General features: G+C 38.9%; 23 protein-coding genes. 1 reads left to right on the top strand and 22 read right to left on the bottom strand.

Annotation, left to right across the window (positions count from 1 at the left end; all coding sequences use genetic code 11):
- Window positions 1–4: 4 nt before the first annotated feature.
- From IGK82_RS06535 to IGK82_RS06480, 12 genes are all read right to left on the bottom strand, one after another.
- Window positions 5–511 (bottom strand): shikimate kinase, encoded by a 507-nt coding sequence (locus tag IGK82_RS06535; protein WP_002357579.1) that lies wholly within the window; start codon window positions 509–511, stop codon window positions 5–7.
- Window positions 512–530: 19 nt separating this feature from the next.
- Entirely contained in the window at window positions 531–1,817 is a 1,287-nt protein-coding gene (gene aroA / locus IGK82_RS06530; RefSeq protein WP_002379447.1) for a 3-phosphoshikimate 1-carboxyvinyltransferase, read from the bottom strand.
- Between the two features lie 6 nt (window positions 1,818–1,823).
- Window positions 1,824–2,918 (bottom strand): prephenate dehydrogenase, encoded by a 1,095-nt coding sequence (locus tag IGK82_RS06525; RefSeq protein WP_430605166.1) that lies wholly within the window; start codon window positions 2,916–2,918, stop codon window positions 1,824–1,826.
- 33 nt (window positions 2,919–2,951) lie between these two features.
- Window positions 2,952–4,118, bottom strand: coding sequence for a chorismate synthase (gene aroC, locus IGK82_RS06520; RefSeq protein WP_002357582.1), 1,167 nt, complete (start codon window positions 4,116–4,118; stop codon window positions 2,952–2,954).
- Window position 4,119: 1 nt separating this feature from the next.
- The gene (aroB, locus tag IGK82_RS06515) at window positions 4,120–5,196 is read right to left on the bottom strand and encodes a 3-dehydroquinate synthase (RefSeq protein ID WP_002382321.1); all 1,077 of its coding nucleotides are present in this window, start codon (window positions 5,194–5,196) and stop codon (window positions 4,120–4,122) included.
- A gap of 22 nt (window positions 5,197–5,218) precedes the next feature.
- Complete coding sequence (aroF, locus tag IGK82_RS06510; RefSeq protein ID WP_002363948.1) at window positions 5,219–6,244, bottom strand: 3-deoxy-7-phosphoheptulonate synthase; 1,026 nt, start codon at window positions 6,242–6,244, stop codon at window positions 5,219–5,221.
- A gap of 36 nt (window positions 6,245–6,280) precedes the next feature.
- Entirely contained in the window at window positions 6,281–7,147 is an 867-nt protein-coding gene (gene aroE, locus IGK82_RS06505; RefSeq protein WP_002363947.1) for a shikimate dehydrogenase, read from the bottom strand.
- Window positions 7,148–7,635: 488 nt separating this feature from the next.
- Window positions 7,636–8,091 carry a hypothetical protein gene (locus IGK82_RS06500; RefSeq protein ID WP_002357586.1) on the bottom strand — a complete coding sequence of 152 codons (456 nt, stop codon included), beginning with the start codon at window positions 8,089–8,091 and terminating at the stop codon, window positions 7,636–7,638.
- A gap of 89 nt (window positions 8,092–8,180) precedes the next feature.
- Entirely contained in the window at window positions 8,181–8,555 is a 375-nt protein-coding gene (locus tag IGK82_RS06495) for a thioesterase family protein (protein ID WP_002357588.1), read from the bottom strand.
- Window positions 8,555–9,775: a CCA tRNA nucleotidyltransferase gene (locus IGK82_RS06490; RefSeq protein WP_002365655.1), complete on the bottom strand. Its 1,221-nt coding sequence runs from the start codon at window positions 9,773–9,775 to the stop codon at window positions 8,555–8,557. The genes IGK82_RS06495 and IGK82_RS06490 overlap by 1 nt, the downstream gene beginning before the upstream one ends.
- The gene (gene dapB, locus IGK82_RS06485; RefSeq protein ID WP_002357591.1) at window positions 9,772–10,551 is read right to left on the bottom strand and encodes a 4-hydroxy-tetrahydrodipicolinate reductase; all 780 of its coding nucleotides are present in this window, start codon (window positions 10,549–10,551) and stop codon (window positions 9,772–9,774) included. Before dapB ends, IGK82_RS06490 begins: the two co-directional genes overlap by 4 nt.
- Complete coding sequence (locus IGK82_RS06480) at window positions 10,544–10,894, bottom strand: nucleotide pyrophosphohydrolase (protein WP_002363944.1); 351 nt, start codon at window positions 10,892–10,894, stop codon at window positions 10,544–10,546. The genes dapB and IGK82_RS06480 overlap by 8 nt, the downstream gene beginning before the upstream one ends.
- 123 nt (window positions 10,895–11,017) lie before the next feature.
- On the opposite strand from IGK82_RS06480, the gene IGK82_RS06475 reads away from it, so the two are divergent.
- Window positions 11,018–11,902 carry a YitT family protein gene (locus IGK82_RS06475; RefSeq protein WP_002357595.1) on the top strand — a complete coding sequence of 295 codons (885 nt, stop codon included), beginning with the start codon at window positions 11,018–11,020 and terminating at the stop codon, window positions 11,900–11,902.
- A gap of 37 nt (window positions 11,903–11,939) precedes the next feature.
- On the opposite strand, the gene IGK82_RS06470 is transcribed toward IGK82_RS06475, so the two are convergent.
- The 10 genes from IGK82_RS06470 to IGK82_RS06425 all read right to left on the bottom strand — a co-directional run bounded on the left by IGK82_RS06470 (window position 11,940) and on the right by IGK82_RS06425 (window position 22,526).
- Window positions 11,940–12,479 carry a ReoY family proteolytic degradation factor gene (locus IGK82_RS06470; protein WP_002361802.1) on the bottom strand — a complete coding sequence of 180 codons (540 nt, stop codon included), beginning with the start codon at window positions 12,477–12,479 and terminating at the stop codon, window positions 11,940–11,942.
- A 9-nt stretch (window positions 12,480–12,488) separates the two neighbouring features.
- The gene (locus tag IGK82_RS06465) at window positions 12,489–13,745 is read right to left on the bottom strand and encodes a tetratricopeptide repeat protein (protein ID WP_002361801.1); all 1,257 of its coding nucleotides are present in this window, start codon (window positions 13,743–13,745) and stop codon (window positions 12,489–12,491) included.
- Window positions 13,746–13,754: 9 nt separating this feature from the next.
- Complete coding sequence (locus IGK82_RS06460; RefSeq protein ID WP_010709420.1) at window positions 13,755–14,795, bottom strand: hypothetical protein; 1,041 nt, start codon at window positions 14,793–14,795, stop codon at window positions 13,755–13,757.
- A 306-nt stretch (window positions 14,796–15,101) separates the two neighbouring features.
- Window positions 15,102–15,377 (bottom strand): HU family DNA-binding protein, encoded by a 276-nt coding sequence (locus IGK82_RS06455; protein WP_002357604.1) that lies wholly within the window; start codon window positions 15,375–15,377, stop codon window positions 15,102–15,104.
- A gap of 247 nt (window positions 15,378–15,624) precedes the next feature.
- Window positions 15,625–16,935, bottom strand: a complete 1,311-nt coding sequence (gene der / locus IGK82_RS06450; RefSeq protein ID WP_002357608.1) for a ribosome biogenesis GTPase Der — start codon at window positions 16,933–16,935, stop codon at window positions 15,625–15,627.
- A 173-nt stretch (window positions 16,936–17,108) separates the two neighbouring features.
- A complete protein-coding gene (gene rpsA, locus IGK82_RS06445; RefSeq protein ID WP_002360341.1) occupies window positions 17,109–18,320 on the bottom strand; it encodes a 30S ribosomal protein S1 in 1,212 nt (403 codons plus the stop codon).
- A gap of 113 nt (window positions 18,321–18,433) precedes the next feature.
- The gene (gene cmk / locus IGK82_RS06440) at window positions 18,434–19,114 is read right to left on the bottom strand and encodes a (d)CMP kinase (RefSeq protein ID WP_002357612.1); all 681 of its coding nucleotides are present in this window, start codon (window positions 19,112–19,114) and stop codon (window positions 18,434–18,436) included.
- 235 nt (window positions 19,115–19,349) lie between these two features.
- Complete coding sequence (locus IGK82_RS06435) at window positions 19,350–19,973, bottom strand: LysM peptidoglycan-binding domain-containing protein (RefSeq protein ID WP_002371160.1); 624 nt, start codon at window positions 19,971–19,973, stop codon at window positions 19,350–19,352.
- Window positions 19,974–20,048: 75 nt separating this feature from the next.
- Complete coding sequence (locus IGK82_RS06430; protein WP_016618860.1) at window positions 20,049–21,491, bottom strand: RecQ family ATP-dependent DNA helicase; 1,443 nt, start codon at window positions 21,489–21,491, stop codon at window positions 20,049–20,051.
- Window positions 21,492–22,526 carry a helix-turn-helix domain-containing protein gene (locus IGK82_RS06425; protein WP_016622412.1) on the bottom strand — a complete coding sequence of 345 codons (1,035 nt, stop codon included), beginning with the start codon at window positions 22,524–22,526 and terminating at the stop codon, window positions 21,492–21,494. It lies immediately after the preceding gene.
- Window positions 22,527–22,537 lie beyond the last annotated feature (11 nt).

Below are 22,537 nucleotides of genomic sequence, written 5' to 3'. Positions count from 1 at the left end.
TTCTCTACTCCTTTAATTGTTGCAGAATTTCATTGATAATTTCTTCTGGCGAGCGATTGGTCGTATCAATTGTCATCTTCGCACATTCTTCATAAAAATTTTTACGAGACTCAAACAAAGTAATGATTTCTTTTGAAGAACGTTCTATAGCTAAGGGCCGTTGGTTTTCAGTATCTTCTGTGATTCTTTTTAACAGCTCTTCTGGTGTCGCATGTAAATAAATCACTTGCTGAAAAGATTTTAATAAGCTACGATTTTCTGGTCCGACAACAATCCCGCCCCCAGTTGAAAGGACGGCTGTATTTTTTGACAGCTCCTTTAAAAGTTGGGTTTCCTGTTCTCGGAAAGCTGCTTCACCATATTTTTCGAAATAGTCAGGAATTGAGCGTCCTATTTTTTCAATTAACGCTGTATCTAAATCAAGATGAGGCATCTTCAGTTTATTGGCCAAACTTTGGCCGATAGTTGTTTTACCCGCACCCATGAAACCAATTAAAACAATGCTTTCCATGGTTCGTTATCCTCCTTCGTTAACAACTTAAACGTTCTAAGTCGTCAAAAAATGCTGGATAAGAAACTGAAACTGCTTCAGCCTTATCTAATTCAACAGTGCCTTCTTTTACAAGTAATGCAGCAATTTGTAACATCATCCCGATACGATGATCCCCATAACTGGTAACTCTTCCACCATGTAAAGAAGTTGGTCCATGTATAATTAAGCCATCATCAGTAGGCGTGATGTCGGCGCCTAAAATTGTTAATTCTTTCGCTACTGCATCAATCCGATTGGTTTCTTTGACTTTCAATTCTTCTGCATCTCGAATGATTGTCGTGCCAGTAGCCTGAGTAGCTAACAAAGCAATAATCGGTAACTCATCAATTAAACGTGGGATAATAGCGCCACCAATCTCTGTAGCTGTTAATTGACTCGTTTTTACAAGTAAATCGCCAGAATGATTGGCCTCATCTTCATTTAAAATAGTGACGGAACCGCCCATGTTTTTAATCACATCTAAAATACCTGTCCGCGTTTGATTTAAGCCAACATTTTTCAGAAGTATCTCGCTATCTGGGACTACTAAACCCGCAACTAAAAAGAAAGCTGCAGAAGAGATATCACCAGGAACTACCACATTTTGACCTGTTAATTGTTGCGGTCCAGTTAACATAATTTTTTTACCGTCTACTTCAAGTGTCCCACCAAATTGTCGAATCATCTCTTCTGTATGATCACGTGTCTTTTCTTTCTCAACCACTACAGAAGTGCCCTCGGCTTGCAAAGCGGCGAATAAAATAGCCGATTTAACTTGAGCACTTGCAACAGGCATTGTGTAGTCAATCGGTTGCAAATTTTGAGTCCCGCGAATAGAAATTGGCGGAAACTCCGTTTGCTGAACCCCTTGACATTCCGCTCCCATTTGGTTTAAAGGAAGCATTACACGATTCATTGGTCGTTTGGCAATAGACGCATCACCAGCTAGGCGCGTTTCAAAGGGACAGCCAGCTAAAATGCCCAGCATCAGACGAATTGTTGTCCCTGAATTTCCAACATCAATTGTATTCTTCGCCTTTTTTAAGCCTGCAAATCCTCGCCCCTCAACGGTGATTGTCGTCCCGTCATCTTCAATGTTCACACCTAAAGAACGAAACGCCGCTAAGGTACTTAAACAATCTTCGCCTCTTAGAAAATTTGTAATCGTCGTTTTTCCAGAAGAAATCGCTCCAAACATAATACTTCTATGGGAAATCGATTTGTCGCTAGGAACCATCAGAGTCCCTTGTAAATGTTTCACATTTGTACGTAGTTGCACCCTCATCACCTCTTATTTTTCGTAACACGTATAGTTCGTTTTTTTAGATAAAATTTGTTTTGCAGCTTGGCAGTCTGGTTGATTTTTAAAAGACAATTGAAGAATCCCATAGATTTCTTCTCTCGTTTCTAAAATTTTAATATTTGTAAGAGAAAGGTCCGCTTCGCCTAAAATTTGCGTAATTTCAGCAATGATTCCTGGTTGATCTGGTACATTAACAAACAGATCATAGAAAGCTGGGATTGCGCCTTCTTTATGAATAGGCAATTGAGCACGTGTTTCTTTGGCCTTATCAAAAAAATTACGAATAGCTGGGGCATTTTTTTCTGTTAACCATTGGCAAACAGTAGTCATCTCTTTTTGCCAATTTTCTAGTAAGTCCAATAATACTAAGCGATTGCTTAATAAAATATCCGTCCACATCGTTGCATCAGAGGAAGCAATTCGAGTAATATCTCTGAATCCTCCAGCCGCTAGCTGCTGCGCTCTAGGGTAAGTGGTATTCAGTTGCTGACTTTCGTTCACTAACGCTGCGGCAACAATATGTGGCAAGTGACTTAGAGCACCAGTAATTTCATCATGTTCCTGTGCAGGCATCGTAATAAACTTCGCATGCGTTCCTTTTAGTAACGTTTGTAACTCCTGAATCTGTTTGTTTTTTTCGCCATGGTCATCGGTAAAAATATAGTAGGCATTTTCAAACAAACGTTCATCAGCGGCTGTTACGCCGGATTTATGTGAACCAGCCATTGGATGACCACCAATAAAATTTTTCATGTTAAGCTTTGTTGCTAACTGATTAATTTCCACCTTGGTACTACCCACATCTGTGATCAGAGCAGTTTCTAGTGATAATTGGTTTAATTCTTCTAGTTGTACTAAAGTTGCTTTAACTGGGGAACAAAGAAAAATAATCTCTGCTCGTCTTGCCCCACTTGTTAAAGATTCAGCTATCTCATCAATTAGACCCGTTTTCTTAGCAAATTCAGTTGCCTCCGCTTGATTATCGAAACCGATAATCTCACTGTTTGGATGCCCTTTTTTGATACACAAAGCCAGTGAACTCCCGATTAGCCCTAATCCTACGATTAAAATACGTTTCTTCATTTTTTCCCTCCATATACTTGCGACTTTCTTCCATTAAAAGTTTTGAGTATATAGACGATAACGTTTCACTGCTTCTTTCATTTGTTCAAATGAGTCACTATCAAATTTTTCGAGCATAGCCTTTGCTACTTCCGTTGCAACAACGGCTTCACAAACAACGCTAGCGGCCGGTACCGCCGTGCTATCAGAGCGCTCAACACTGGCCTTATAAGGCTCTTTTGTATCAATATTCACGCTTTGTAATGGTTTATAAAGGGTTGGAATAGGTTTCATGACACCACGAACGATGATTGGCATTCCGTTGGTCATTCCTCCTTCAAAACCGCCTAAATTGTTGGAAGTTCTGGTATAACCAGTACTTTCGTCCCAAACAATCTCGTCCATCACTTGACTACCAGGGCGTTGTGCCATTTCAAATCCAATGCCAAACTCAGCACCTTTAAAAGCGTTGATGCTTACAACTGCTTGCGCAATTTTGGCATCTAGTTTACGATCCCATTGGACATAGCTACCTAAGCCAGCTGGAACGCCACCCACAAGTACTTCTACTACCCCACCAATTGTATCGCCATTTTTCTTGGTTTGGTCAATTAGTTCTTTCATTTTTTCTTCTACGGAAGGATCTAATACGCGAACGGCAGATTGTTCAGATCGTTCTTGAATTTCACGAATCGTTAAATTTTCAGGGATCGTAGCTTCAATCCCACCTAATACCGCGACATGCCCAGCGACTTGGATATCCAGTTCAGCTAAGAGTTTTTTAGCAACCGCACCAATCGCCACACGCATCGTTGTTTCTCGTGCCGAAGACCGTTCTAAAACATTCCGTAAATCATCATGTTGATATTTCATGCCACCGACTAAATCAGCATGTCCTGGACGTGGTTTGCTGACGCGGCGGATTTTCTTTTGTTTTTCAGGAACTGGCTCTACTGACATCACGGAGGTCCAATTTTTCCAGTCTTTGTTTTCGACAATCAACGTTACTGGTGAGCCAAGTGTTTTACCATGCCGAATACCCGAAGTAATACGTACTTGGTCTTTTTCAATTTTCATCCGTCCCCCACGACCGTAACCGCCTTGACGTCTTGCTAATTCTCGGTTAATCTCTTCGCTACTTAAAGGCAAGCCGGCTGGTAAGCCTTCAATAATAGCAGTTAATTCAGGTCCATGTGATTCGCCTGCTGTAATAAAGCGCATCTTAAATTCCTCCTTCTCTGTTTAAAAATGCTCGAATTTCTTCCGTTGGTAAAGAGACAATTTTCGCTTGACCAATTTTTTCTAAGACAATGATTTTAATCTGTCCCCCACGTGTTTTTTTATCATGTGTAATTGCTTGATAGAGACGTTCTTCTGACCAACGATCTGTGGTTACTGGTAAATGGAACTTTTCTAGCATGGTGACCAACTCTTGGGTAGTCCCAAGTGGGGAAAGCCCTTGTTGTTCTGCGACTTGAGTTATTTGAATCATTCCTAAAGAAACGCCTTCACCGTGAGCAATCACCCCGTAACCAGCTGTATTTTCTAATGCGTGGCCGATCGTATGCCCAAAATTCAGAATCAAACGTAAGCCCAAATCTAATTCATCTTCTTCGACGACATCACGTTTAATCTTGCAACAGGCCGTGATAATTTCTTCTGCATGTGCCACTAAATCTTGTTCATTTTCCAAAGAGGATAAACGGTGCCACAATTCAACATCAGCGATAGCTGCTGATTTTACAATTTCTGCAATTCCTTCACGCACACGTCTAGGTTCTAATGTTTTAAGTGTATTAGGATCAATTAAAACCCCATCTGGTTGGGCAAAAGTACCGACAAGATTTTTGGCTTTTTTAGTATTAACCGCTGTTTTACCTCCAATGCTACTATCTACTTGTGCCAGTAAGGTTGTTGGTACTTGCAAAAAGTGAATACCGCGCATATAGGTTGAAGCGACAAATCCAGCTAGATCTCCCACAACGCCTCCACCTAAAGCAATTAGACCATCACTTCGAGTCAATTGCTGTTCCGCTAAAAAATCATAAAGCAGTTGAGCTATTTCGAGGCTCTTACTTTGTTCACCTGCCGCTACAGCAATCAATGATGTTTCAAAACCAGCAGCTTGCAATTCTTTCTCAACAGCTGCGCCATATAATTTATTCACCGTTTCATCGGTAATAATCGCTACCCGTTGTGGCTGCCACAGGCTACGTACCCAGGTGCCAATTTTATCTAAGGCACCTGTTTCGATGGTTAAATCATATGAATGTGTAGGTAACGTTACGGTTAATTTCATGTCCTCTACTCCTCTGTCTTTACTAATCTTCTAAAGCATTAATTTCTTTCATTGCTTTTTCGATGATATGAACTTCTTTCATCATACGTAGGTAAGTTTTTTCATTCAAGGATTGTGGCCCATCTGACCACGCATTCGCTGGGTCTGGGTGAATTTCTACAATCAAGCCGTCCGCACCTGAAGCAACACCTGCTCGGGCCATTGGCGGTACTAAATCCCAGATACCAACACCATGACTCGGATCAACAATAATTGGAAAATGACTTAATTTTTTAATTAAAGGCACCGCACTTAAATCAAGTGTATTGCGCGTAGCGGTTTCGTACGTACGAATCCCACGTTCAATGAAGATCACATTGAAATTTCCTTGCGCAGCAATGTATTCAGCTGCGTTTAGCCATTCATCAATCGTACCAGCAATCCCGCGTTTTAAGCCGATAGGTTTTCCAGTTTTACCAACCGCTTGTAATAACTTGAAATTTTGCATGTTGCGCGCACCGATTTGTAAAATGTCACTGTATTTTGCGACAAGTTCTAAATTCGCTTCATCCATCACTTCTGTAATGACTTGCATATCTAATTCATCAGCCGCTTGGCGAATGTATTTTAGTCCTTCTTCTTCTAGTCCTTGGAAAGCGTATGGCGACGTTCTAGGTTTGAATGCACCACCTCGTAAAATTGTTGCACCGCCAGCTTTAGCAATTCGCGCACATTCACGAATCTGATCTAAGCTTTCGATTGAACAAGGGCCCGCCATCATGGTCATACTGCCGTCACCGATTTTAACACCGTTCACATCAACCACTGTATTCTCTGGATGAAATAAACGACTCGTTAGTTTGTAAGACAACGAAATGCGAACACTTTTTTCCACGCCTTCTAATGCTGTTAACTCTGCTTCAACTAATTTTTCTGTATCACCAATCAAGCCTATCACTGTTTTTCCATTATCTTGACTTGTTTGAGTAGTTAAGCCTGCACCTGTTACTAAATCAATGACTTGTTTCATTTGCTTTTCGGTTGCATTTTCTTTCATAATTACGATCATTATATTCTCTCCTCATGCCTTTAAACGGCGCTCTTTTTATCTATTTTCAATTTTACGTTTTACGACTGATACAGGCATTTTTTGTCCTGTCCATTGTTCAAAAGCAGCAGCTCCTTGATAAAGTAGCATGTCCAAGCCGTTGCTTGTTTCTGCGCCACGTAAACGGGCTTCTTTTAATAACTGTGTTTCTCTGGGATTATAAATAGCATCATACACAAATAACTTTGGTTGAATCATTGCATAATTTTCTATAGGACTACTATGCGCATGTGGATGCATACCCACACTCGTTGCATTAACTAACAAGACGCTTTCAGCAACATCTTTTGCTAGTTTTTCAGTATCCGCTAAATCATTTAAATGGATTACACAGTTGGTTCGTTCAGTGAAATTTGCCAGTTTTTTTTGACTGTCGTTAAACCCCGCGCTTTTCCTGTTGTAAACGGCGATTTCTTTCACGCCATCTAAAGCAGCTTGGGCAATGATTGATAAGGCTGCACCACCTGTTCCTAAGATGGTCATTTTATTCTGAAAAACGTCAACCTTTTTCTCTTTCAAACTCCACATAAAACCAGTACCATCCGTGCTGTCTCCGTAAAGTTTTCCATCTTTGTTGACAATCGTATTAATCGCGCCAACCAGTTGGGCGGTAGGACTTAGTTCATCCATATAACTTACAGCCGCCACTTTATTGGGCATTGATAAGTTGGCCCCTAACATGTGAAACGTTCGAATCGCTTCAATTGCTTGTGGCAATGTCTCTTGTCCAACGTCAAACGCCAGATACCGAGCATCAACTCCTAAATTTTGAAATGCTGTATTATGAATCAACGGTGAAATACTGTGTCGGCTGGGTTTCGCGAATAACCCAGCTAAACGAGTAGCTCCAGTTATTTCTTTCATCCTGTGTGCTCCTTTACGAAATTTTTTTAGTAAGTTTCTGAAATCCTAATTTTTGGCCAAACAAAAAGGATATTCACAGTAAATTTTAAGAAAAATCTACAGTGAATACCCTACAAAAAAGCAATATAAAAGCCACTATAGATTTTCTTAAATCTACATGGCTGAAAGTCATCTTAAATTTCCCTAGCCATTATAGATACAAACGTTTGTTGTCTGTACCCATAATGTTATGAATACAAACCTATCTAAAATAGCTAAAGTAAAAGTTATTCAGTTGTGTATGGTTTTTCTTCGTTGTTGTCATAAGAATCACTCCAAAACTGATTTAATTAAGAATTGTTAACAGTATACCGCTAGAAAAAACATGTGTCAACACTTATTCGCTTATTTTTTTGACTATTCCATTAAAACCAATGTTATTTTATTCGTAAAAAGACTGAAAAAAGCCACAGGAACCAGTCATTTCACTGATTCCTGTGGAGCAAAAATTATTTTAATTCTTCAGCGTATACATCATCAACTGTTTGTGTTGGATCGATAACAATGTATAAGTTTTTAGTTTTTTCGCTGACTTTTGTAGATTGATAGATGTTATCCAAGCCCTCATCTGTTTTATCTTTGTAAGGGAAATAAACTAAATCTGGTGTGCCATTTTTGTAAAGAATTTCCATACGTTCGATATCTTCATATTTTAAAGCACGAGAGAACATCCCTAATTCTAAGCCACCTAAGTTAATATCGTGGGTTTGAACATGATCTCCTTCTTGGAAAATTTCAATTTTGAACCCTTCACATGGATGAATTTCAACAAATTCACTACCATGGATACGGCCAAAACTTGTTGTAATATGTTTGATCCATAAATCACCAATAAAACGACGATCAATCGTCCAAGTTTCACCATTTCTGAAATAAAATTTAAGTCCTGTCATTTCTCTAGCCATAGCACAAATCTCCTTACTTAAAAATAATTTCTTACATTATTAGTTTACCATACTTTTGATAAACGGTCACAAACTTTCGCTGTAGATTCTTAATCTTTTGTTATTCTTTTTAAAAAAGAATCAATCTCAACTACTGCACGTTGGTGAGAACCTTTGGCAATTTGTCGTTCTCCTTCATAAGCAACAAATTCATAGCGTATTTTGTGTGCAGTCTGTTCAATGCTGGTCATCGTAACAACGATTGTCGCCCCTACCGCGGATGGAAATAAGTGGCGCAATTCTAACACCGTTCCGACAGTTGTTTCCCCAACTGATAATTGGTCCTTCACAGCTTCTTTGGCTGTTTGTTCAATCATGGCAGCTAAAGCAGGGGTTCCTAAAACTTCTAAGTCACCAGAACCGAGCATTTTAGCCGTTTGTGATTCTTTCACCAAAAATTCTTTTGTAAACATTTCTGTTGGCATTATGCTTTCTCTCCTTTTGAACGTTGTTTTTTGGCAAACGAAAGCAGAACTTCTTGTTTATTCTCTAAGCTACCTTCAACAACGTGTTGCTCGATTTCAGCAATCAGTTCCCCTAACCATTTGCCTGGTGTTTCTTCTAAGACGGCTAAAAGGTCTTTTCCTGTTATGGCCAATTCATGTCTTTGATGGATGGGTAATGCCTTAACTAACTCTTTTGTTACTTGTACTTGACTCTCTTGTTGGTAATAATATAAAAGCCTTTCAACAAGTACTGCTGATTCTTCGCCTAATTCATAAAGCATCATTGGCTGCCAGTCGTTACTCAAGCGAAAACGCAAACCGCGTACTAATTGTGAAACGTTTTGAATTAATTGATTTGAAAGTTTCCAAGCCTTTAAGAAGGAGCGAATTTCTGCTTCTGGTAAATTCAATGATTGGATAAGTAACGTCCACGCTTCTGCTTCTGTTTCAATTTGACGAGCAGGCAAGTCCATTAAACGAAAAAGTCCAGCCCCTTGTTCTCGTAATTTGGGACAGTATTGATAGCATTCTGTTTCAATAAACGGAGCTAAGCCACCTTGTCGATTAACCCCTAAAAGCATTTTTACAAATTCAATTGTAATGCGTTCTACTGAAATTTTTTCCAATAAAGGATGAAATTCAGCGATAGCGGCTAAGGTTTTTTCTTCAATTTTAAAATCTAATTGGCTAGCAAAGCGTAAGCCCCGCATCATTCGCAGAGCATCTTCATGAAACCGCTCATGGGGATTACCGACTGCACGAATGGTTTGATTAGTTAAATCTTCGATACCATCAAATAAATCAATGATTTCGCCTGTGCTGTCGAGCGCCAAGGCATTAATCGTAAAATCTCGCCGTTTTAAATCTTCTTTCAAGGAGCGAACAAAGGTGACTTCATCTGGTCGGCGAAAGTCTTGATAAGTTGACTCGGTACGAAAGGTTGTTACTTCATACTGTTGGTCTTCCATCAATACAAGGACTGTACCATGTTCGATGCCCACATCAACGGTTCGTTTAAAAATTTGCTTAATTTCTTCTGGATAGGCACTTGTCGCAATATCGACATCATGGATTGGTTTATTTAATAAAGCATCACGGACACTGCCCCCGACAAAATACGCTTCAAAGCCCTGTGCATTGATTTCACGAATAACGGGAGCGGCTTCTTTAAATTCGTTTGGAATAGTTGTCAATTTCATAGCATCTGTTCCAATCCGTAAAGTAGTTCTGTTCTCTGTACCACTTGCCGACAAGCTAACGCTACTCCTGTCATGAATGAACGCCGATCATAAGAATCATGCCGAATAGTGAGCCCTTCACCTACACTGCCAAATTGGACTTGTTGGTGTGCCACTAAACCAGGTAAGCGGACACTATGGATTCGCAGACCCTCGAAATCAGCCCCGCGTGCCCCTGGTATTGATTCTACCTCTTGCGGATTCCCTTGTTTTTTTGCTGGCCGAACTTCTTGAATCATTTCTGCAGTTTTTATAGCCGTTCCGCTCGGTGCATCCAATTTGTTATCATGATGTAATTCAATGATTTCCACATCTGGAAAATACTGTGCCGCTTTTTGGGCAAATTGCATCATTAAAACTGCCCCAATTGCAAAATTTGGCGCAATTAAGCCGCCGATGGCTTTTTCTCGAGATAGGTTTGTCAATTCGTTGATTTGTTCTTCCGTAAAGCCTGTCGTCCCAACAACTGGCGCCATACCGTGTTCCAACGCAAAACGCGTATTTGGATAGGCAGCTTCAGGAACCGTAAAATCAATCCAAACATCTGGTTTGACAGCTAGGACTTCTTCTAAGCGCTGAAAAACGGGAATTGCTGTTTCATCATTGAAAGAAACAGTTTCTTGTGCTTCATGAGGATCATACACACCTACTAATTCAAAGTCTGCGGTTTCTAAGACCATTTGTGTAGCAGTACTGCCCATCCGTCCTTTAAACCCAGCGACAATTATTTTAATCATGTGTTTTCCCATCCTTTCTTTCAAAGCGATAGCGATCCCGCTTGTTAAATTTGGCCATATTTTCTTCAAAAACTTCGGTTAAATCAATCTCTAAAGAATTTGCCATGCTAATCAATACAAAAAAGACATCTCCAAGTTCCTCTGATACTGTCTTTGGTTTTTCGTCTGCTTTTTTCTGTTTTTCACCATAATAATGATTGACTTCACGGGCTAATTCTCCGACCTCTTCCGTCAAACGAGCCATTTGTCCTAATGGTGAAAAATAGCCTGTTTTAAACTGTTGAATATAATCATCAACTTCTGTTTGCATCGATTGCAAACTACGTTGTTCTGATTCTGACATTTTACCCCAACCTTTCTTACTCTACCTCCTACATCTTATCAAAAACTTGGCTATCTGGAAAGGTTCTACTTGTTGTTTTATATGGAGAATGATACAGTTTATACTGTAAAAGGACGTGATTAAATGGAAGAACAAAGATTTTATTTTAAAGATGTGTTATTTATTGTATTAGGAAGCTGTATCTATGCCTTTGGTTTGGTTACTTTCAATATTGCCAATGACCTGGCCGAAGGTGGTGTCACGGGGATTACTTTGATTTTAAGAGCCTTATTTCATTTTAACCCAGCATATACGACATTATTAATCAATATTCCGCTCTTATTAATTGGTGGTAAAATTTTAGGCAAACGTTCCCTCTATTATACGCTAATTGGTACCGTGTCGTTATCGGTATTTTTGTGGTTTTGGCAAAAATTTCCTGTTGAAATTAATTTAGATCATGATTTATTGATTGCTGCTCTCCTAGCTGGTTTGGCCGCAGGATTCGGGAGTGGCCTTGTTTACCGCGTAGGCGGAACCACTGGCGGGACCGACGTCATTGCCCGCATTTTCGAAAAATACTTTGGGATTAGCATGGGACGCTCGTTGTTACTTTTTGATGTTGCAGTCTTACTCCTCTCGTTGACCTATATTGATGTCAAACGAATGATGTATACTTTAATTGTGTCCTTTGTTTTCAGTCGTGTTGTTGATTCTGTACTCGATGGAGCCTATGCTGCGAAAGGAATTTTAATTGTTTCCAATCATTCCGAAGAAATCGGTCAAAGTTTAATGGCTTCTTTAGAACGCGGGGTAACATATTTAAATGGTGAAGGTGCTTATTCACAAGTGGAAAAACGGGTTCTCTACACGGTAGTCAGTCCTCGAGAAATAATGGAAGTCAAACGGATTGCTAATGAAATAGATGAAAAAGCCTTTGTGTCCATCATTAACGTACATGAAGCAATTGGCGAAGGCTTTACTTATGCAAAACCCAGCAAACAACGGCGCTTTAAATTAAAACAATAAATAAAACCCAGCATTTTCAATAAATGCTGGGTTTTATTTATTGTTGCTTCAAACGATTTAATTCATCGGATAATTCTAAAAACGCTTCTTTGTTGCCTGTTTCTAAAGCATCATCAATTTGAGCTTTAATTAATGCCATTCGCTGCGTTTGTTCTTCTTGCTTAAAGTATTGATCAATCGCTCTGGCAACTTCCTGATCCACTTGTTCATTCCATGGCGCAAACGGATTATCTTCTAAAACAGATAAATACTGGCTCGTTTGCCAAGCCTCTGGAAATACACATTCTAAATAAAGAGCTTTCCGCCAATTCATCCGAATCTCGTGAAAAATTTGTTCCGGATCTGTAAATTCTTGTGCTTGGATAAAAAGCAATAACGGCTCCTTACCTAAACCATCCGCTACCACACGAATCCCCCGATCGGTTTTTTCTACGTTCTCAACAAAATGAACATTATTTAAAATCGCATCGTGCGTTAATAAGTAATTTAAAATCCACAGTACTTCTCTTCTTCCAAAAGGCACGGTATTCACTAACCAAGTTAAAAATTTTTTCTTTTCTGATAAACTAACAAACATCGTCGTTTCCTATCTTTCTTCCATATCTGCTAGCACAGATTGCATGTCGACATCACCAGGTTCATGTTCCAAATAGTGGTATAACAAGTGTTTTGCTTTTTCAAGTTCGCCTTCTTCTCGTAAGAACAATGCGTATTCTTTTAGAAATTCTGGTTCGTGAGACAATTCTTGCGCTGCTTGTTCATAATGAACTTTAGCGACGGCAAAGTCTTCTAATTCGTTGTACGCTTTTGCTAAGTTCCATTCAGCATAAGGATGATCCGTTTCCTCTAAATCATTTAAGATAGTAATTACTTCCTCAAAACGCTCTTCCGTGATGTAGAGATTACTTAAGGTCAAACGACTTTCATCTGTTTTCTCACCTAATTCCAAAGCTTTTAACAACCAGTTTTCAGCACCAGCAATATCGTGTAAGCGATAGGCATTTTCAGAGGCAAATTGGTATAACTCTACTTGGAAGGGGTTTTCCGCAATTCCTTCTTCGATCACCGCTTTTGCTTCCTCTAATTGCTCTTCTTCTTGGAGCGCTTCCGCTAAATATAGATAAAGTGATTGATAATGTGGGTTTAGTGTTTTTAATTGCTGGAACAACGCAATGGCTTTTTGATTCTCATGTAACTGTAAATAAGTGAAAGCTAACTGGAATAAACGATCGTCTGTTTGTTCTTCTTTGACCGCGGCTTCCAAATAAGGAACTGCTTCTTCAAAATCACCTAACATGCTGTAACTACTTCCTAAGCGTTCATTCAAGGAAATAGCAGAGATTTGCGCTGTCCCACTTTCTACAATGCTTTGATAACGAGTAATAGCCTCAACAAATTGACCATTTGTAAAATATAGTTCTCCCAAAGCAAATTGAATTAACGGCTCTTCTGGCATAAGATTGGCTGCTTCTTTTAATTTCGCTTCACTGACTTCTGGAATCCCTAAAACTTGGTACAAATCCGCAGTGACTAAGAGACTTTGGATATAACTGTCACTAGTTTCTGGAATTTTTTCTAAATAGATGAATGCGTCATCTATTTCATTATTTTCAATGGCGATTTCTGCTAATGGAATGTTTAAGCCATCTGCATCGGGAAATTGTTCCAACAATTGTTGGAAAATTTGTTTGGCTTCTTCTAGAAAACCTAAAGATAATAACGTTTCCCCTAAATCAGCTAAGGTATTTTCATCATCTTTCTTTAATGCTTCTTCAAACATTAACTGTGCTTCTGCTAAATTTTCAGCTTGTAATGCTTGAACCATTTTTTCACTATATGACATAATTTCCCCTCAAATCTCTTTTAAAATTTCTTGGTATCTTTCAATCGTTGTTAACAGTTGATCGGGCGTTGGCTTTAAAGCTGCTCCTAGTTGACCGATTTTTTCCAACACCATAGGAGGACCTAGTGTTTCTGTGTGAAGCAAAACTTGTTCTGCGTAATCAGCACTTAAAATTTCTTTTGGAAACGCCACCGGAAAACCTAAGCGAATAAACCAAACGATAAAATTTTTAAATTGAAAGTCAAAGTGATTGACTTGCTGGCTCCATAAAACTTGTAACAATAATCCCAATAATCGTTTCATGGGACCTGATAACAAATGGCCATTTTCGGTTGTAGCAAAGGCCGCTTCAAAAACTCGGCCAAATTGATCCACTTTTTCCCCTGCTTGTTCATACAAAGATAACAACTCGTCTAAAATACCATTAAATGACGTTTGATTCAACCGTTTTTTATCTGGATACGTTTGGTATAACATTTGTAAATAAGTATAATCACAGACAAGACCCGCTCGAATAAAAACGAGCAAATCAATTAAAGGAGCGGCACCTTTTTTATTGGTCAAGGTACTATCAAACAAAATTTCTTCTGAATGATTTTCTATATGCATAGTTGCATGCTGTGCTTGCTGAATTGTGACACTTGGTAAAAGTCCTTGCCGTAACGCTTGAACAGACACAGGCATCAGCCAACATTTGGAGGAACACTTACTTACTTGGTGCAAAAATGCGGTCAATTGTAGTACCCCTTCATTACCTAAACCAATCAATAAAACATCCTGATTTTCTGGCCAATCAGCTAAGAAACGTAACACACTTTCTAATTCTGATAAGTCATTGCAATGAACATCATTGCGACAAATATACCAGTTTAATCCCAACTGTTCCCCAAAGGCATAATTAATCTTCTCCGAAAAAAGATCATAGTAACGCTGATTCGCCAAAACAACGATTGACTCCGTCGTTACTGGTCGTTTTTTTAGGACGGAAGCAAATGTTTCTCCATAAATAATAGCGACCTTGTTTTCCCCTCTAGAATAGTTGTATTTCATTGATTCACCACCTTAAGACTGTTTCCTCTTCCTTCACCCCAAGTCTAGCATAACCACTAAAAAACAGCTACTGGCAACAACTTATTTTTGTCCTTCATTCATAAATCTTTCTCTTTTTATCAAAAAAGCAAGGAGCGAGTGTCGAACCGTTCCCGCTTGATTCTCGGAGCGAAGCACGTTTTTCTCACCCAAGGCTCGTTACAATTTAGCCTTTTAGCGTACTGTTTCGACCACCTCTTAAAATAACATTTTTTATGTATGATTCAAAAAAGAACCCTTGGAAACCAAGGGTTCTAATTGTCTGTCTTATTTCACTGCATCTTTCAATGCTTTACCTGGTTTGAATGCAGGTACTTTGCTTGCAGCGATTTGAATTTCTTGTCCAGTTTGTGGGTTACGTCCTTTACGAGCTGCGCGTTCGCGAACTTCAAAGTTACCAAAACCGATTAATTGAACTTTTTCACCTTTAGCAAGAGTTTCTTGAATTGTTGAAAAGACAGCGTCTACTGCTGCAGTAGCATCTTTTTTAGTTAAACCAGTTGAAGATGCAACGTTTTCGATTAATTCTGCTTTATTTGCCATGGATCATTTCACCTCCTCTATAAGAGATACGATGTTTTTACACACCTAAAGTTCCGTCTATTTTTGAGTGGTCCAAAAACAGACAGCAAATATTGATCTGGTTCAATATTCTGTTAACAAGATAGCATAAGAAAGTTGTAATAGCAAGGTTTTTAGTGTATTTTAACCAGTTTTTTCAAAAAATAATCATTTTTTCTCAAAGTTGATAAATTTATTTGAATATCTAAAAAAAGTATGGTAGAATGCACTATTTTCGGCGTCGCGGAATGATTTTAATTGGCGTGCCCTCAAACGTAAATGCTTTTCTGATTTGATTTTCTAAAAACCGGGCATAAGAAAAGTGCATTAGTTCTTCTTCGTTGACAAAAATAACAAATGTAGGTGGTTTGACTGCCACTTGTGTTGCATAAAAAATCTTCAAACGTTTTCCTTTATCGGTTGGTGTCGGATTAATTGCTACAGCATCCATTACAACGTCATTTAACAACGCTGAAGGAATCCGTAAGTTTTGATTCATACTTACCGTTTCAATTAGTTCAGGCAGTTTGTTTAAACGTTGTTTGGTTAATGCAGACACAAAAATAATGGGTGCATAATCTAAATATTGGAATTCATCACGAATTTCCGCTTCAAAATCACGCATTGTATTTGTATCTTTTTTGACTGTATCCCATTTGTTGACCACGATAATAATACCGCGACCTGCTTCATGGGCATAGCCCGCCACACGCTTGTCTTGCTCACGAATACCTTCTTCTGCATTCAAGACCATTAAAACAATGTCTGAGCGTTCAATCGCCCGCATTGCGCGCATGACGCTATATTTTTCAGTTGATTCGTATACTTTTCCACGTTTACGCATACCAGCTGTATCAATCATTAAGAACTTTTGACCTTCTTCAGATTCAAAATACGTATCGATTGCATCTCGCGTTGTTCCTTCAATATCTGAAACAATCACGCGATCCTCACCAAGAATAGCATTAATCAATGATGATTTACCGACATTTGGACGCCCGATTAAACTGAATTTAATTGTATCTTCGTCCTCTTCTTCTGAAGTGTTAGGAAAATGTTTAACTGCTTCGTCTAACACATCGCCAATGCCTAAACCATGACTACCAGAAACTGGGAAAGGATCCCCTAGTCCTAAAGCATAAAATTCATAAATATCATTACGCATTTCAGGATTGTCAACTTTATTAACAGCTAAGATCACTGGTTTATTACTACGATATAAAATTTTTGCTACTAACTCATCTGCATCAGTAATTCCTTCACGGCCACTAGCAACAAAGATAATCACATCTGCTTCATCAATCGCAATTTCTGCTTGGTGTTTGATTTGGTCCATAAATGGTTCGTCACCTAAATCAATCCCACCGGTATCAATAATACTAAATTCACGCCCTAACCATTCTCCAGTTGTATAAATACGGTCGCGTGTTACGCCAGGAGTATCTTCTACAATCGAGATACGCTCACCGGCAATGCGGTTAAAAATAGTCGATTTACCGACATTCGGTCTACCGACAATCGCAATAGTTGGATTTGCCATTTGATTCCCTCCTTGAGAATTTCAATCCTTACTAGTTTACCTAATCAAACCTTAAAGTGCAAGAAAAGTTTTAGTTTCTGCTGATTTTCTAACCAATTCAAGAAAAAATGAGTTTGACATAGCCGATCTGTTTACGGCTATGTCAAACTCATAAATTTCAAGAAAGTAACGTGTTATTCCTCTTCTTTCGCATCAGATAAAGCGTCACCTAAAATATCGCCCATGGTAAAACCAGTATTTTCTTCAGGCAATTCATATTCCTGTTCTTCTTTTGGTTCTTCTTGAGACTCAGGTTTTGGTTCTAACGCTTTGATACTTAAAGCAATACGATGTTCCTCTGGATTAACTTCTAAAACTTTCACTTGTACTTGATCCCCTTCATGAAGGACTTCATGAGGCGTTGCAATGTGCTTGTGAGAAATTTGAGAAATATGCACTAATCCTTCCACACCAGGGAAAACTTCCACAAAGGCACCGAAGCTTGTTAGGCGTTTTACTGTGCCATCTAAAACAGTCCCAGCGGCTGCTTTTGTTTCGATATCTGTCCATGGTCCAGGCAATGTTTCTTTAATAGATAAAGAAATACGTCCTTCTTCTGGATTAATTGAAAGAATTTTTACTTGAACGTCTTCGCCAACAGTTAACGCATCACTTGGTTTGCCCACATGCTGATGAGCAATTTCAGAAACATGAACTAAACCATCCACGCCACCTAAATCAATGAATGCGCCGAAATCTGTTAAACGAGCTACTTTCCCTTCAACAACGTCTCCGTCATGTAAAGAAGAAAGTAATTCTTCTTTTTTCGATTCTTTTTCAGCTTCAACAACTGCTTTATGTGAAAGAATTAAGCGGTTTTCTGAAGGTTCGATTTCAATAATTTTAAATGCTAGTGTTTGACCTTTATATTCAGAAAAATCTGCAACAAAATGATCTTCAACCATTGAGGCAGGAACAAATCCGCGAACACCGACATCAACAACCAAACCACCTTTAACAACATTTGTAACAGGTGCTTCGATTACTTTGCCCGCTTGGAAATCTTGTTCAATTTCTTCCCAAACTTTTTTAGCATCTAAACGGCGTTTTGACAGTAAATAACTGCCGTTTTCTTTATCTTTGCCAATTGATGTGATAACAACTAAATCTAACACATCACCGACTTTCACAAGTTCGTGTACATCTTCAACTGGTAAAGTCGATAATTCCTTTGCAGGAACAACGCCTTCAACGCCCGCTCCTTCAATGCCGACAACAACTTGTTTGTCTTCAATGGCTAAAACTTCGCCTTTAACAATATCGCCAACACTGACTTCTTGAACGCTGTTCATTGCATCTTCCATTGTTTCGTTGTTTGCTACTTGTTTGTCTTCAAAATCTGTCATGCCTCTTATCCTCCTATGCCAACAAAAATTCCAAAACTTAGCTATATATACTTACATAGTACGAGATTTTTGTAAAAAAATAAAGCGATTTCTTCTATTTTTCTTAAAATTCTTTAAAAAAGTTCAAAACCTTTTTGTTTAATCACATTTTGTATGGCGGCGACGACTTCTTCAATCGTCAACCCTGTTGTATCGATTTTCACAGCATCACTTGCTTGGACAAGGGGTGATACTTCTCTGGTTGAATCTAAATAATCCCGACGTTCAATCTCCGCCTTCAAGGTTTCAAAATCCGTCTCAATCCCTTTTTCTTGATTTTCTTTAAAACGACGTTCTGCACGTTCTTCAACGCTAGCCACCAAGAATATCTTTACTTCGGCCTTTGGTAAAACTGCAGTACCAATATCTCGACCATCCATGACAACTCCGCCGGCTTGACCAATTTTCTGTTGTAACGCCACCATTTCTTCTCTAACTTTTGCATGTTTTGAAACAGCTGAAACAGCATTCGTTACATCTGGCTGGCGAATCGCTTCGGTCACTTCATGACCGTCGATAAAAACACGTTGGCCATTCTCTGCTTGCTGAAAAGAAATAGTGTGGTTGACACAAAGCGCTACTAATGGTTCTTCCGCTTGAATGTCGATTTGATTTTGCAAGGCCAGATACGTAATCGCTCGGTACATGGCACCCGTGTCACAATACACATAATTCAATTGTTTTGCTAAAATTTTTGCAACTGTACTTTTGCCTGACGAAGCTGGTCCGTCAATAGCAATACTGATTTTCCCCATGAAAAAACTCCTTAACTGATATGCATCCTTTAAAATGCGCTTCTTCTTTTATATTAAAATCAGAAGAAAAGAACTTGGATTTAAACTGATGACGAGTTTCTAACGAAAAAGCAATAAGCCGAAATCCCTCGAAAGACGCAAACCATCTTTCGGAAATTTCTGCTTATTGGCATTCTCATGTAATCATTCGTCGCGGTTTAGCCTTGAAAGTGCTGTCCAAACCTCTTTTTCTGGATTATTTAATACGTAATGGTTGTCCTGGATAAAACACAGATGTATCAATCCCAGGATTTAACGCTAAAATTTGTTCTAATGTCATTCCGTTACGTTCGGCAACTTGACGTGCCCCTTCGCCACTTTGAACGGTATCATAAACAGGTTGTTGGTTCTGCGCTTGTTGCTGTTGTTGATTTTGAGCTTCTTGTTGTTGTTGCTGCTCTTGTTGTTGCTGTTGCTGTTGTGCTTGTTGGTCCTGTTGTTGCTGTGCAGCAGCATCTGAACTTGAAGGTGTTGTATTTTCAGCTGGTTGGCTGCTTGCTGGTTCTGAGCTTTCCACTGATTTTGACGTACTTTCTTTTTTCTTCTCTTTTGATGATGATTGGACTAATGAAGAAGATGGCTGGCTATTTTTGCTAGCACTTTCGTTCGGTTTCTTGTCTTGCATCATCCATAAGAAAGTCCCAATTGGAATGGCAATAATTAATAATAGCAAAATAACTAAAACAGTTAGAAATAATGAATTTCCTCGTTGCTGTTGGCGTTTTGCTAAACGAGAACCACCACCATTTTGATCAGGTTCATAAATTGATTGTTCCCATGGCTCACGAGCTTGGTTTTTCTTTTTGTCCTTTTTACTCACTGCTAATTTCCTCCTAAACTTCTCTCGCTTGTTATTATATCATAGCTTTTGCCAACTGCCGACTAAAAAAATGAATTAATCACGTTCTTTAAATAATTTTAGAAATTTAGAACGCCAATCTTCTTCATTTTGATTGCTGGTCTTGTTCGATTTTACTATTGAATCTTGGTAAATGTCAAAGAATAACGCACAATTATCACAACAAGTTTCCGGTGATTGTTTTACAATCGGTTCTTGAAAATAAGTTTGAATCAACGTTCTTCGACAGGTTGTGGTTTCAATATACGTCAGCATCCCTCTTAATTGTGCTTGGCGATCTTTTTCTTTCTCCTCTAAACGATGCTCTAGCTCTTCAAAAGAATAATCCTTGGCTAAATAGCCTTGGACCCATTTTTGTTGTAACTCGGTGGCATTTTCTAACAAACCTGCTTGTTCTTCTCCTTCAATCAGCGATTTTAAGGTCGCTCGATTCGCTCTTGTCTCTTCTAAGAAAAACCGATGAATAAATTCATCCCCTTTTTTATATAATAATAGCGCCCAACTTTTTTGACCATCACGTCCAGCTCGCCCGATTTCTTGCAGGTAATTTTCTAAGCTATCAGGCAAATCAAAATGAATCACTCCACGAACATCAGGTTTGTCGATTCCCATCCCAAAAGCATTCGTTGCACAAAGAATATCGATTTGATTATCAATAAATTGTTCTTGCAAGCGACTACGTTCACTAGCCTCCAAGCCCCCATGATAATAGGCTACCTTAAAACTGGTTTTCGCCTGAATAAGTTGACTGATTTGTTCTGTTTTGTTGCGCGTGGCGCAATAGATAATGATTTTACCAGCCGTTTTAGATAAGTAATCTAGTAATACTTCTTCTTTTTCTGACGTTTCCTTCACGAACAAGCCAATATTTTTTCGATTCACTGAAGAAAGAACTTCTTGATAGCTACCATGAGAAAATAATTGTTTTATAATTGCGTGCTGTACAACGGGTGTCGCTGTGGCAGTTAACGCCAAGGTCAAAGGAAAGTCTAGCTGTTTTTGGACCAGATCTAATTTACTATATTCAGGGCGAAAATCGACGCCCCACTGATAAACACAATGGGCTTCATCCACCACAAATAATGCAATTTTTTGGCGTTGTAACACACTAAGTACTTCTTGCTGCAAAAGCATTTCTGGGCTTAAAAACAGATAATCGTATTGGAACATTTTCGCTAAAATATAACGCTTTTCTGAATATTGTAACGTACTGTTTAAGGCAACCGCACCTTTAATTCCTTGTCTTTGTAATTGACGCACCTGATCTTCCATTAACGAAAGTAAGGGAGAAACAATTACCGTTAGTCCCTCTAACTTTTGGCCCACAAATTGATAACACAATGATTTACCGGTGCCTGTTGGCAAAACAGCCAATGTATTCATACCGTCAAGTAAGTTTGTAATCACTTCTTTTTGACCAGGCTTAAACGCTGCATAACCAAATCGAGTGAATAATTCTTGTTCTAATGTCAACAACACTCACTCCTTTTCTTGCCAAATTTGTTGGATTTGATATAAGCGGAAATCTAAATAAGAAAGCGTCGCTTCTTGCGCTCGCCAATCCCGATACACCCACAACCGCGGATCTTGTTCTATTTGAGCCAATTTTTGGAGCATTGCCTCCTTTTCAAGATAAACAGACGCCTGCAGCTGCCCTTGAATAGCCAACTCTAATAGATGGTCATGAATGGTACTCGGTTTTATTTTTCGCTGCTCAGCAATTTCTTGAAGCGTCTTGCCTTCCGTTAACAATCGTTGGGTTTCTTGCATACTTTGGTTTAGATTTTTTTCTAGATACGGCCATACAAGCGTTTGTAAAGCAGGATAGTTTCCTCCGTACATTATCAACTGCAGTAAATGATGAACCGCTTGCGTGTGCCACAAACGCTGTTCAAGAGCTGTCTTATGGCTTGTTAATTGCTGAGGAACTTTGCCAGTTTGCTGATAACCAGAAAGTTGCGCAACCAAATAGTCGCTTTCTGCTTCAGGTAGTAACTCAAACCCTCGCAACAGTTCTTCTTTGATTGATTGAATGCGCTGCTCTTTCTTGTCTTTTTGTAACCATCGTTTCAAATATAGTTGCGGAATCGGTGTTGATAAAAGTGGAATATACTGTTTTTCCTCAAATGATAAATACGAAGTCACTTGCACGGCAAATTGAATGAGTTGCCAACTTTCTCGATCACTTCTGCCAAAACGATAAAGATCAATTGCAGGATAATCCAGCAACGAAAAATGGTGCTCCTTTAAAAATAGTTGCCCTTCTTTTGTTAGTTGAATTTCATTTGTCTCTTTGTGATACTGAATTTGTTTCGCCTTCGAAAGTTTTTCAAGAAATTGAAAATAGGCTTGTTCGGAAATCGTTGGCCACCAGCCAATGAATCGTAAACAATCATATAAAAAACCATAAATCAAAACAGAGCTAGTCCGTTTGCCTTTTAAAAGATGATACAAAGTTGATGCACGTACCTTGTATCCGTGAGATAATAACGCTAAAATAAAAGTTGCTTCCATAGTAAACCTCT

Origin of the sequence: Enterococcus sp. AZ197, assembly GCF_050556405.1 — a bacterium.
GTDB lineage: Bacteria > Bacillota > Bacilli > Lactobacillales > Enterococcaceae > Enterococcus > Enterococcus faecalis.
This window is presented reverse-complemented; position numbering and strand designations above follow the sequence as displayed.